Source organism: Flaviflexus huanghaiensis (assembly GCF_014118685.1).
In the GTDB taxonomy this organism is placed as follows: Bacteria; Actinomycetota; Actinomycetes; order Actinomycetales; family Actinomycetaceae; genus Flaviflexus; species Flaviflexus huanghaiensis.
In genome coordinates this window covers 129413-141734 of sequence record NZ_JACFAK010000009.1, presented here as the reverse complement: position 1 = coordinate 141734, position 12322 = coordinate 129413, and the positions used below count along the sequence as shown (strand labels likewise).

Sequence of the window (12322 nt, the reverse complement as noted above, 5' to 3'; positions counted from 1 at the left end):
TACGGTGTCAGCTCGTACCGATGCACGAACTCACGTATCTGCTCCGCCGTGAACCCCGGACTGATCGACATACCCGCCAACTCCCTCGCTGATCATGAATGACTCACAACCAGCCTGGCAAAGAGGGTGGGCCCGGTTTCTGCGTCTGCCTGCCACCAGATTGGCTCATATGTGAGAGCAAGGAGGGCGAAAGTACGGCCCCGCAGTGCCATAATGTACATGTGACTGAACCGATTTCGCTTGGAATGCCCGGTGTTCGTGAAGTGCCGGATGTCATCGCGCCCCGAAGGAAGACCCGCAAGATCAAGGTGGGGGACGTCTACGTTGGCGGGGACGCCCCGATCACTGTCCAGTCGATGACGACGACGAAGACGTGGGACATCGGCGCGACCCTGCAACAGATCGCTGAGCTCACGGCCTCCGGCTGTGACATCGTTCGCGTTGCCTGTCCGACAGACAAGGATGCGGCGGCCCTCGCGGTCATCGCCCAGCAGTCGACGATCCCCGTTGTGGCGGACATCCATTTCCAGCCGCGTTACGTGTTCGCCGCCATCGAGGCAGGCATGGGCGTGCGGGTCAACCCTGGCAACATTAAGAAGTTCGACGACCAGATCCCGGAGATCGCTGCTGCCGCGAACGCTAACGGCACCGCCATGCGGATTGGCGTCAATGCTGGCTCGCTCGACCCGCGGCTGCTGAAGAAGTACGGCAAGGCAACAGCTGAGGCCATGGTCGAATCAGCCGTCATGGAGGCGCGGCTGTTCGAAGAAGCGGGCTTCTATGATTTTGCGATTTCCGTCAAACACCACGATCCTGTCGTCATGGTCAAGGCCTACCAGCTCCTGTCCGAAGCTGGAGACTGGCCGCTTCATCTCGGCGTCACGGAAGCGGGCCCCGCCTTCCAGGGGACGATCAAGTCCGCCGTTGCATTCGGCGCTCTTCTTTCGCAGGGAATTGGCGACACCATCCGCGTGTCTCTGTCGGCGCCCCCAGTTGAGGAGGTCAAGGTCGGAGAACAGATTCTCCGCTCACTCGGTCTGCGACCCAAGCAGCTGGAGATTGTGTCCTGCCCGTCGTGTGGGCGCGCCCAGGTCGACGTCTACGACTTGGCTGAACGGGTGACGGAGGGGCTCAAGGACGTGACGTTCCCACTCCGAGTCGCCGTCATGGGGTGCGTTGTCAACGGTCCCGGCGAGGCTCGTGAAGCTGACATCGGGGTCGCCTCCGGTAACGGCAAGGGCCAGATCTTCGTCAAGGGTAAGGTCGTCGACACGGTCCCCGAATCTGAGATCGTTGATGCCCTCATTAGCCGCGCCCGCCTCGTCGCGGAAGAGATGGGCCTTGAGGCCGCGGAGGGTGTCACGCCGGACGTCATCGTCTGATGTTCTGGCCGACACCGGAAGGTCGCGTCACAAGGCTCTCCGGCCGCTATCGAGCAGCCGTGCAGGAGCTTTTCTGCGCCGATCCGGTGTCATCGATTCTTGCCGCGGTCCACGTGGACTCGATGGGACTTGGGCTGTCCCGCATGCTTGGCATTGTCGATTCCGGCAACCTTCGATCAGCCGTCTGGTACGGCGCGAACATGGTGCCTGTTGGCACGAGCTACGCCGAGCGTCACCTCTATGCAGAGTACGCACTGGCCAGACCGCGAGAATGCTCGTCGATTGTTGGACGGTCGGAGGAGGTGCTCGACCTGTGGGAAGCACTGCGCCCCGAATGGGGCGCGGCAGAGGTCCGCGCCAGCCAGCCGTCCCTCGTCGCCGGTGAACTCAAGGTCGAACCGGATCCGCGGGTGAGGCCCGCACGCCCGGAGGACGCTGGCATTGTCTCGCCAGCCGCAGTCGCCATGTTCACCGAAGAGGTTGGCTACGACCCAACGGCCTACGGCCCTGGCTACATTTCTCGCGTCTACGAGCTGTGCCGTACCGGGCACACGTTCCTCCGCACCGGGATCGGCCCAGACGGTGAGGTCCGGGTTGAGTTCAAGGCGGACATCGGGGCTCTGTGGAATGGGGTCGCGCAGATCCAGGGTGTCTGGACCGCACCAGACCTGCGCGGGCATGGGATCGCGACTCGGGCGATGGCGGCCGTTGTCCAGCAGGTGCGCGCCACCATCGCGCCGACGGTGTCGCTCTATGTCAACTCGTACAACCATGCCGCCCTGCGTGTGTACGCCAATGTCGGCTTTTATAAAGTTGGAGAGTTCGCCACGGTCCTGCTGTGACTCGACAGCACGATGTATTCGGTAAGCTTGCCCCGTGCTGAAAATGTCGAACCTCTTTGTCCGGACTCTGCGGGAGAACCCGGCAGATGCTGAAGTCCCCTCCCACCAGTTACTGGTCCGCGCTGGCTACATCCGCCGTGCCGCCCCCGGCATCTACACCTGGCTACCACTCGGCCTCAAAGTACTCCGCAAGGTCGAACAGATCGTCCGAGACGAGATGTACGCAACGGGCGCTCAGGAGGTGCACTTCCCGGCGCTTCTTCCTCGCGAACCCTACGAGGCGACGAACAGGTGGACCGAATACGGCCCGAACCTGTTCCGACTCAAGGACCGTCGTGAGAACGACTATCTTCTGGCACCCACACACGAAGAGATGTTCACCCTTCTCGTGAAGGACCTCTACTCGTCGTACAAGGATCTGCCTCTCATGCTGTACCAGATTCAGACGAAGTACCGCGACGAGGCTCGCCCCCGCGCCGGCGTCATCCGCGGCCGCGAATTCATCATGAAGGACGCCTACTCTTTCGATGTCGACGACGCGGGCCTCGATGCTCAGTACCAGACGATGAGAGACGCGTACGAGAAGATCTTCACCCGGCTCGGCCTTGACTACGTCATCTGCTCCGCCATGTCGGGCGCCATGGGCGGGTCACGGTCCGAAGAGTTCCTTCACCCGACGACGATTGGCGAAGACACCTTCGTCCGCAACGCGTCCGGATATGCTGCGAACGCTGAAGCTGTGACGACACCGCAGGCGCCGGATGTGGATGACTCGGATGTGCCGGCGGCCGAGGTCCTCGACACGCCCGATTCGACAACGATCGACACACTTGTCGCCGTCGCGAACCAGTTGCGCCCCAAGGACGAGCCGTGGAGCCCGGCCGACACCCTGAAGAATGTTGTCGTCGTCGCCAAGCATCCCAATGGTGAGCGGGAAGTCATCGTCATCGGGGTTCCCGGTGACCGCGACGTTGACCTGCGTCGAGTCGAGGCCGCCCTCGCGCCCGCAGAAGTTGAGGTCGCGACCGCCGACGACCTGAAGAACCATCCTGAGCTTGTGCCCGGTTACATCGGCCCGACTGCAATCGGCCCCAATTCCGCCAAACGAACGATCGACGAACAGGGGACCGTGTCCGGATCGGTGCGCTACCTTCTCGACCCGCGGATCGCCCGCGGCTCGGCATGGATCACCGGGGCAAACGCCGACCAGAAGCACGTCTTCAACCTTGTGTATGGGCGCGACTTCGAGGCCGACGGCACCATCGAGGCAGTCGAGATCCGCGCAGGTGACCCCGCCCCCGACGGCTCCGGTCCGCTCGAACTCGCCCGTGGCATCGAACTGGGCCACATCTTCCAGCTCGGCAGAAAGTATGCCGAGAATCTCGGACTGACCGTCCTCGACGAGTTCGGGAAGACACGCGTTGTCACCATGGGCTCCTACGGCATCGGAGTCTCTCGAATCCTCGCAGCGCTCGCCGGCGCCTATCATGATGACCTTGGTCTGTCGTGGCCAATCAACGTCGCGCCCGCTCACGTTCACATCCTCGCTACCGGCAAGGGCGACGACATCTTCGAAACGGCCGAGCGCCTCGCATTCGAGCTGTCGGCGGCGGGCTTCGAGGTTGTTTACGATGACCGCGCTCGAGTCTCGGCTGGCGTCAAATTCAAGGATTATGAGCTCCTGGGGGTCCCGCACGGCCTTGTCGTCGGACGCGGGCTCGCCGACGGGAAGGTCGAGATCCGGCATCGTGCAACCGGCGAAGCGCGTGACGTGCCCGTCGGCGACGCCGTCACCACCATGGCCGACATCCTTCGCGCAGACCTCGCAGCACACGGAGAGTAACGCCGAGAACTCGCGCATACAAGTCGCGGTGAATATGGAGAACTGCGGGCCCCTGGGGCCCGCAGTTCCCTTTCGACGTATGGTCACGGGGATTTCCTCATTGACCGCACTTCGCGACGATGGCTTCGTCAAGGGACCCGCGCCCAACCATCGATCACAGCGGCGACAGAGAGCGCTCCGCCTTCGGCGGTCTCGTGTCCTTTACTGCGAAGTCACGAGGAGCCGTCGGTGCCATCATCGACGGCTCCATCAACGATCACGACGAGACGCTGGCATACGACTTCCCGGTCTTCTCCCGCGGTTTCAGCCCGATCACCACTCGAATACTCGGGATCGAGGGGGCGATTAACGTGCCAGTCGCGGTGTGTGGGGTAGTTGTCCGCCCGGGCGACGTTGTCTTCGCGGATTCCGATGGCGTCGCATTCCTCCAGCCGCACGAGGCCATCGGCCTCGGCGCGCTTCTCAAATCGAAGGAGGATGCCGAAGGACCGGCGCGAGACAGGATCGCGGCGGGCGGTTCTATCGCCGAATTCTCGGGGGCACGAGCTGCCTTCGACGCTAAGCGCGCCTAGTCGCAGTTCTTTGTGAGGTTGTGAATCCGGTCTGAGGGAGTCGGTCCTGCGATTCCGGTGTGGGGTCGGTGATGATTGTAGTGGTGGAGCCAGGTGCTGCAGGTTGCGGCCCTGGCTTCGTCGCTTCCGTACAGCTGGGTGGAGGAATCGCCTCACTCTGGGGCAGACCCGTGACGCTCTCCTCGATGGGTCGAACCACCAGGCGAGGCAAGGTTCGCAGTCACGCAGGCTCCGTCAGGAGCGGGAGGTCGTCAAGCTCGGAACCCGTGAGCAGATCAAGGGCGGTTGCGGCGATCTGTATGTCAAAGGATCGGTCGGTTGTCGGGATGTAGGTGAAGAGTTCGGAGGCGACAAGAAGGTAGGCCTCCTGTTCAAGCCGCAGTGCGGTCTCGGGAGACGGGCTCTCAAGGAACCAATCGGGAAGAGTAGCAAAAGCGAGGCGAACATCGGCGGTTCCAGCTTGCAGAACCGCACTCGTGTACTCATCGACCTGTCCGATCCAGAGGAGCGCTCTGTCCGGCGAATCAAGGTGCGGGGCCGCTGTCTCCAGCCACTGCCGGGCCGCATCCATTTCGATGAGGGTCTGCTCCGAGGCAAGCGTTGCCACCTGGCCAGGAGACAGCCGCTCGACCGTGAGTCCGGCCACAGCTGATTCTTGCTCGCCGTCGGAACTCTCGCTGGCATCCTCACCGTCGGAACCCTCGTCGACATCCCCATCGCCCGGCTCTTCAGGAGCGCTTTCGGCGGAGGCTGCAGCGGACTCCAGGGCGGCCTGCTGTCTGATGAGGATGGACGCGTAGAGGGGAACATCAGCAGGCGCGGCAACCTCCAGTGCGTCAATCGTGGCAGCCACTGATTGGTCGAGAAGCTCGACGACATCCTCGGTGTTAGTCGTGGGGGAGGGCGGGTTGGTAGCCCCATCCGGCGCCCCTTCGGGCCACGGTACCCAAACTCCACCAACCGCCTCCTCGTGGCTTCGCGCGAGTCTGGCGAGTTCGGGGTCAGCCCCCTCTGCCGCATCCGCGACGAGAGAATAGGCGGAGGCGGCGTTTTGTCGGGTTTGTTCAGCCGCACTCGGCGCGGGAGGGAGTGTCGGGCCTGTATCGATCCGTACTCCGATGACGAGCATGGCAAGGATGAAGACGGCGATGCCGATCGCGGTCGAGAGGAGGAAAGCGGGGATCGAGAGCCCAGCGCGACGAGTCATGCAACCATAGTGCCACAGGCTTTTGGCTGTCCCTCGACGAAAAGCACGCGCCCCCGCGCGAGGAAGACCATGGTCCCGTGTCGGTCCGCCGCTGTCGCGACAGGTACTCTGGTGACTATGAAGGATGTGGACAGACTCGAGGAATCGCTGGCAGAGGTCGTTGCCAGAGCTGGACTCTACATGGAGAAGGTTGAGCTCAAACCGGCGGGCAAGCGCACCGTCTTGAGGGTGACCGTCGACCTTGAAGACGGGCCGGGAGGAGTTGACTCCGACCAGATCGCCGAGGTTTCGCGTGAGGTCTCTCGGTTCCTCGACGAGAGCCCGGATGCGCCGTCGGGGCAGTACCTCCTCGAAGTATCGACACCCGGTGCGACAAGGCCCCTGACAGAGCCGCGGCATTTCCGTCGCGCGCAGGGCCGCAGAGTCATTATCACCACTGTCGAGGGCGAAATGTCAGGACGGCTCGTCGCCGTCGAAACGGATAGACTGACCCTCAACATTGGCGCGGCGGACCGCGAGATCGCTCTCGTAGACGTGGTCCGCGCCCGTATGGACGTCGAACTCTAGGAGCACCTGTGGATATTCAGATGAGCGAGCTGCGGATCGTTGAGGCCGAGCTCGGAATCAGTGTCGACGTTCTCGTGGCAGCGATCGAGGATGCGCTCCTGCACGCGTACCACCGCGTCCCGGGCGCGATCGGTCAAGCCCGGGTCGAACTCGACCGCGAAACGGGTAAAGCCACAGTGTGGGCCATGGAGATGGACGACGATGGCAACCCCGTCGGGGAGTTCGAGGACACCCCAAACGATTTCGGGCGCATTGCGACGTCAACCGCGCGCAGCATCATTGCCCAGCGTCTACGCGATGCTGAGGCGGACCGGATTCTTGGCTCGTTCAAGGGCAGGCAGGGAACTGTTGTTTCTGGCGTTGTCCAGGCAAACCCGCCCCGGACGAACCCGGACGACGTTTTTGTCAGCGTCGGCGAGCACGAGGCCCTCCTGAGGAAGGACGAGCAGGTGCCGACGGAACGTTTCCGCCACGGCGACCGCATCCGCGCCTACGTCCTCGATGTCTCCGTCGGCCACAGAGGAGCGACTGTCCGACTCTCCCGGACCCATCCTGACTTCGTTCGTCGCCTCTTCGAGCAGGAGGTCCCTGAGATCGCGGGTGGCGATGTTGAAATCGTCGCGCTCGCCCGGGAGTCTGGCCACCGCACGAAGCTTGCTGTGTGGAGCCCAGACGAATCAATCAATGCCAAGGGCGCCTGCATTGGTCACAATGGCCAGCGCGTCCGCGCCGTCATGGAAGAACTTGGCGGCGAGAAGATCGACATCGTCGACTACGACGACGACCCGGCCGCCTTCGTCGCTGCGGCACTCTCGCCTGCCCGCGTCACTCACGTTGATATCCTCAGCCTCGATAACAGGCAGGCCCGCGCTGTCGTCCCGGATGATCAGGCGTCCCTCGCGATCGGCAAGGAGGCCCAGAACGTCCGCCTCGCCGCGAAGCTGACGGGCTGGTCGATTGATATCCGGAAGGAATCTGAGATTGCAGCGGCTCGTGCTGAGGCAGAGGCGCTCGCCGCCAGGAAAGCCGCCGAGCGCGCCGCCGCCGACAGAGAGTTGCCGGGCGACGACGAACGCGACGAGGACGAGGACTGAGAGATCACCCACGCCTGGCCGATCCACTCTTGGCTTGAGTGCGATAGTTGATAGACTGTTCGGTGGTTTGCGCCGCCTAGCAGATGGATGATGTGGTGACTCATACGCCTCAGCGCACATGCATCGGCTGCCGGAAGCGCGAACCGCGGTCCGCCCTGGTCCGCCTGGTCGCACGTGAGCATTCTGCTGTCGTCGACCCTGACGGAACACTCCCGGGGCGAGGCGCGTGGCTGCATCGTCGCCGCGACTGCCTGGACCTCGCACTCAGGTCCCGAGCCTGTTCCCGTCATCTGCGAACCGCGATCACGGACACCTCGGAGCTTGAATCATGGTTCGACCATGGCTCAACCGGAGCCAATTCTGAAGAAGCGACGAAGAAAGCGGGTAGGAAGCCGATGGGCGCCCGATGAGTACCCAGCGATGAGCTGCCAGCAGTAACGGGTCTGTCGCACCTGCGCGGACCCCACAAGAAGGAGAAATGTGGCAAAAGTCCGCGTCCACCAACTCGCCAAAGAGTTCGGGATCCAGAGCAAAGAGGTGCTCGCATACCTCTCGGAGGCCGGTGAATTCGTCAAGTCGGCATCGTCGACCCTCGAACCACCGGTCGAACGGAAAACTCGCGAGCATTTCGAAGCCCTGACCGCGAAGTCCAAGGCACAGACCCCGCAGGAAGACGCCTCCGAGCGCCCTGCCCCGAAGCCCGGCCCCACGGCCGACAAGCCCGCAACCGAGAAGCCCGCCGCCCGGCAGGCTCCGAAGCCGGGCCCCAAGCCGACTCCGAAGCGAGAGGCCCCCGCGGCCGAAGCACAGAAGCCGGCCGCACCGCAGGCTCCAGCGGCTGCACCCGAGGTCCCAGTAGAGGCGGCCCCGAAACCCGCCGCACCCGCGCCCAAGCCAGCCGCGCCGCCGGCGCCGGCTGAGGCCGCGAAGCCTGAGGCGCCGAAGCCTGCCCCCAAACCAAGCCCAGCTGCATCAGCGAAGCCTGGCCCGCCAGCGCCCAAGCCCGGCCCCAAGCCAGGCCAGGGACAGCAGCGCGGCGGCAGGGGAGGCCCCCGTCCCGGTAATAATCCGTTTGCGCCCGCTCAGGGCATGCCGCGTCCCGGCGGCGGCAAGGGCGGTCCCCGTCCCGGTAATAATCCGTTTGCGCCCGCTCAGGGCATGCCCCGTCCCGGCGGCGGCAAGAAGGACGGCCAGGGCGCACCGCGTCCCCGTCCCGGCGGCACCAAGGGCGGTCCCCGTCCCTCGCCGGCCATGATGCCGAACCAGTCCGCACTCGCACAGCCGAAGGCTGGCGGTCGCGGTGGCCGCGGCGGAGCACGTCCCGGCCAGGGCCGCGGGCCCGGTGTCGGAGCTCCCGGGGCACCCGGAGCAGGTGGCGGCGCACCAAGGGGTGGCCGTCCCATGCGCGGCGGCACCGCTGGCGCATTCGGTCGCGGCGGCGGTCGCGCTGGCAGGGGTCGCAAGTCGAAGCGTGCGAAGCGTCAAGAGTACGAGCAGCAGCATGCACCCATGGTTGGCGGTGTCCGCGTTCCCCGCGGAGACGGCTCGACCGTTGTCCGAGTCCGTGCGGGTGCGTCTCTCGCCGACTTTGCCGAGAAGATCAACGTCGACCCGGCAGCGCTGGTAACCGTCATGTTCTCCATGGGAGAGATGGTGACCGCGAACCAGTCGCTCGACGAGGATACGTTCCAGCTCCTCGGCGCTGAGCTGGGCTATGACATTCAGATCCTGTCGGCTGAGGATGAGGATCGTGAGATCCTCGAGGCATTCAATATCGACCTTGAGGCTGAAGAGGCCGCTGAGGGCGAAGAAGATCTGCACCCACGTCCCCCGGTCGTCACGGTCATGGGTCACGTCGACCACGGTAAGACCAAACTTCTCGACGCGGTCAGGAGCGACGACGTTGCCGGTGGCGAGGCAGGCGGCATCACCCAGCGGATTGGCGCCTACCAGGTCACGGTCGAACACGATGGCGAGAACCGCGCCATCACGTTCATTGACAGCCCCGGTCACGAAGCGTTCACGCAGATGCGTGCCCGCGGTGCCGAGGTCACCGATATCGCCATTCTCGTCGTAGCGGCGAACGATGGCGTCATGCCCCAGACGGTCGAGGCACTCAATCACGCCCAGGCTGCGGGTGTTCCGATCGTTGTCGCGGTCAACAAGATCGACGTCGAGGGAGCCTCTCCGGACAAGGTCCGCGGACAGCTCACCGAGTACGGTCTCGTTGCCGAAGAATACGGTGGCGACACAATGTTCGTCGATGTCTCCGCTAAGCAGCGGATCAACATCGATGAGTTGCTCGAGGCGGTCCTTCTCACTGCCGATGCGGCGCTCGAACTGACGGCAAACCCGAACAAGGATGCGCGCGGTGTCGCGATCGAGGCGAAGCTCGATCCGGGCCGTGGCTCGATCATCACGGCGCTCATCGAGTCCGGCACCTTGCGTGTTGGTGACTCTATCGTCGCGGGCTCCGCCCACGGCACCGTCCGCGCCCTGTTTGACGATCATGGCAATCCTGTCGATGAGGCAGGCCCGTCATTCCCTGTCCAGGTTCTTGGTCTGCAGTCTGTCCCGAGCGCTGGTGACAGCCTCCTCGTGGCTGAGGATTCGAGGCAGGCGCGTCAGATCGCTGACAAGCGTGAGGCCGCGCGTCGCGCCGCGACACTGGCGAAGCGTCGCAAGCGCATCTCGCTCGAGGACTTCAACGAGGCTCTGCGTGCCGGTCAGGTTGAGACCCTCAACCTCATCATCAAGGGTGACTCGTCTGGCACCGTCGAGGCGCTGGAGTCGTCCCTCCTTGATCTCGAGGTCTCGGAAGAGGTCGCGCTCAACATCATCCACCGCGGCGTTGGTGCTATCACGCAGAATGACGTCAACCTCGCCACGGTCGACTCGGCTGTCATCATCGGCTTCAACGTCCGCCCTGCGGAGCGTGTCGCCGATTACGCCGATTCCGAGGGCGTGGAGATGAAGTTTTACTCCGTCATCTACGACGCTATCGACGATGTCGAGGCTGCTCTCAAGGGCATGCTCAAGCCGATCTACGAAGAGGTCGAGCTCGGTCGTGCCGAGATCCGCCAGATCTTCCGCTCCGGCAAGTTTGGTAACATCGCCGGTTCGATGGTTCTGTCCGGCGTCATCAAGCGTGGCACGAGTGCCCGCCTGGTGCGCGACGGCGTCGTCATCACCCCCAACCTCGAGATCGTCTCTCTCCGCCGCGAGAAGGACGACGTCACGGAGGTCCGCGAAGGATTCGAGTGCGGTATCACGCTCGGCCATAAGGACATCGCCGAGGGCGACATCATCGAGACATTCGAGATGCGGGAGAAGCCCCGCGACTAGCAGCCGGCAGGTGGGGCCCTTTGGGCCCCTCCTGGCGGGGAACAGGAAGGACACATGTCTGATAACCCTCGCGCCCGCAAGGTAGCCGACCGTATTCAGGAGATTGTGGCCGTCATGATTGACCGCAAGCTCAAAGACCCGCGCCTCGGCATGGTCACCGTCACGGACGTCCGCGTCACAGGCGACCTGCAGAACGCGACCATTTTCTACACCGTCCTCGGCGATGAGGAAGAGTTGCGCTCCTCTGGAGCCGCACTCGAATCCGCCAAGGGCATGATCCGCTCAGAGGTCGGCAAGCAGTTGGGACTTCGGCTCACACCGACGGTCGAGTTCATGGCTGACGCTCTGCCGACGACTGCGCGATCGATCGAGGATGCGCTCATTGCCGCCCGCATGAGGGATTCCGAGCTCGCTCGTATCAGGGAATCTGCAGCGCCTGCGGGCGACCCGGATCCCTACAAGAAGCCCGCGAACGACGACGAATGATCGACGTCCCTCGCGGTATGGTCCCCGCCGAGTCGGGGATCATCACGATCAACAAGCCCGCCGCCGCCACATCGCACGACGTGGTGGCGGCGGTCCGTCGTTTGGCGCAGACAAAGAAGGTCGGGCACGCCGGGACACTCGATCCCGCCGCGACCGGCATTCTCGTGCTCGGCGTCGGAGCAGGAACGAAGCTTCTCACCTATCTTTCGGGTGCTGACAAGGACTACGTCTCGACCTTCCGGCTCGGTCAGGAGACAGACACGGAAGATGCCGATGGCGAGATCGTCGCGAGCCCGGGAATCGATGCGAGTGATGACGAGATCGACGCCGCTCTCGCCTCGTTGACAGGACAGATCTCCCAGGTGCCGTCGGCCTATTCAGCGAAGAAGATTGCTGGGCGGCGCGCCTACGACCTCGCCCGAGCTGGAGAAAAGGTCGAGCTGAAGCCTTCCGATGTGACTGTTCACCGGCTCGTTCGCATTTCACGCGTCCATCGCTCAGGGGGTGTGGCCGACTTTGACGTCGACGTCAGTTGCTCGTCCGGTACGTACGTTCGGGCACTGGCGCGGCAAACGGGGCAGATACTCGGCTCGGCCGGCCACATCACGTCGCTACACCGAACACGCGTCGGAGAATTCGGCGAGCGGGATGCACACACTATCGAGGATCTCGTGACGATCGCCGGGGCGGCGCCAATCCCCGTCATCCCCATGGCAGAGGCCGCCCGGCGCTCCATGGCGACGGCCGAGATTACCCCGCAACAGGAGCAGGCATTGCGCTATGGCCAGTTCATCGATCTCAACGCAGAACGTTTCCCGATCGCCCTCTTAAGAGACGATGTACTTGTCGCGATCGGGAAGCCGCGCGGCAACCGAGTCGGACCTGCCGTTGTCTTCGCCGCGTCCTAGCTCACCGACCGATCCGAGCAGCGTGTGAGATTCTCTGCGATCAGCTCTGCCTAGTGTCGGGGCGCGGCGCAGGACA

At 63.9% G+C, this 12322-nt stretch carries 11 protein-coding genes and 1 pseudogene; 10 read left to right on the top strand and 2 right to left on the bottom strand.

Annotated elements, in window-relative coordinates:
• Positions 1-245 precede the first annotated feature (245 nt).
• The 4 genes from ispG to H7E91_RS08375 all read left to right on the top strand — a co-directional run bounded on the left by ispG (position 246) and on the right by H7E91_RS08375 (position 4639).
• Positions 246-1382, top strand: coding sequence for a flavodoxin-dependent (E)-4-hydroxy-3-methylbut-2-enyl-diphosphate synthase (ispG, locus tag H7E91_RS08390; protein ID WP_182354653.1), 1137 nt, complete (start codon positions 246-248; stop codon positions 1380-1382).
• Between the two features lie 59 nt (positions 1383-1441).
• Positions 1442-2224 carry a GNAT family N-acetyltransferase gene (locus tag H7E91_RS08385; protein ID WP_182354644.1) on the top strand — a complete coding sequence of 261 codons (783 nt, stop codon included), beginning with the start codon at positions 1442-1444 and terminating at the stop codon, positions 2222-2224.
• 43 nt (positions 2225-2267) lie between these two features.
• The gene (locus tag H7E91_RS08380; RefSeq protein ID WP_182354652.1) at positions 2268-4067 is read left to right on the top strand and encodes a proline--tRNA ligase; all 1800 of its coding nucleotides are present in this window, start codon (positions 2268-2270) and stop codon (positions 4065-4067) included.
• 119 nt (positions 4068-4186) lie between these two features.
• Entirely contained in the window at positions 4187-4639 is a 453-nt protein-coding gene (locus H7E91_RS08375; RefSeq protein WP_182354643.1) for an RraA family protein, read from the top strand.
• Here the strand turns inward: H7E91_RS08375 and H7E91_RS08370 are convergent.
• Positions 4636-4770 (bottom strand): annotated as a pseudogene (locus tag H7E91_RS08370) (integrase core domain-containing protein); the annotation flags it as partial. The gene H7E91_RS08375 and the pseudogene H7E91_RS08370 sit on opposite strands and share 4 nt — an antisense overlap.
• 89 nt (positions 4771-4859) lie before the next feature.
• Positions 4860-5846 (bottom strand): hypothetical protein, encoded by a 987-nt coding sequence (locus H7E91_RS08365; RefSeq protein WP_182354642.1) that lies wholly within the window; start codon positions 5844-5846, stop codon positions 4860-4862.
• 117 nt (positions 5847-5963) lie between these two features.
• Between H7E91_RS08365 and H7E91_RS08360 the strand changes: the two genes are divergently transcribed.
• From H7E91_RS08360 to truB, 6 genes are all read left to right on the top strand, one after another.
• Positions 5964-6413: a ribosome maturation factor RimP gene (locus H7E91_RS08360; protein WP_182354641.1), complete on the top strand. Its 450-nt coding sequence runs from the start codon at positions 5964-5966 to the stop codon at positions 6411-6413.
• Positions 6414-6421: 8 nt separating this feature from the next.
• Positions 6422-7507: a transcription termination factor NusA gene (gene nusA / locus H7E91_RS08355; protein WP_338401776.1), complete on the top strand. Its 1086-nt coding sequence runs from the start codon at positions 6422-6424 to the stop codon at positions 7505-7507.
• Between the two features lie 83 nt (positions 7508-7590).
• Positions 7591-7917 carry a YlxR family protein gene (locus H7E91_RS08350; RefSeq protein ID WP_182354640.1) on the top strand — a complete coding sequence of 109 codons (327 nt, stop codon included), beginning with the start codon at positions 7591-7593 and terminating at the stop codon, positions 7915-7917.
• Positions 7918-7987: 70 nt separating this feature from the next.
• Positions 7988-10852 (top strand): translation initiation factor IF-2, encoded by a 2865-nt coding sequence (gene infB, locus H7E91_RS08345; RefSeq protein ID WP_182354639.1) that lies wholly within the window; start codon positions 7988-7990, stop codon positions 10850-10852.
• 54 nt (positions 10853-10906) lie between these two features.
• Positions 10907-11338, top strand: a complete 432-nt coding sequence (gene rbfA, locus H7E91_RS08340) for a 30S ribosome-binding factor RbfA (RefSeq protein ID WP_182354638.1) — start codon at positions 10907-10909, stop codon at positions 11336-11338.
• A complete protein-coding gene (truB, locus tag H7E91_RS08335; protein WP_182354637.1) occupies positions 11335-12246 on the top strand; it encodes a tRNA pseudouridine(55) synthase TruB in 912 nt (303 codons plus the stop codon). Before rbfA ends, truB begins: the two co-directional genes overlap by 4 nt.
• The last annotated feature ends 76 nt before the right edge of the window (positions 12247-12322 follow it).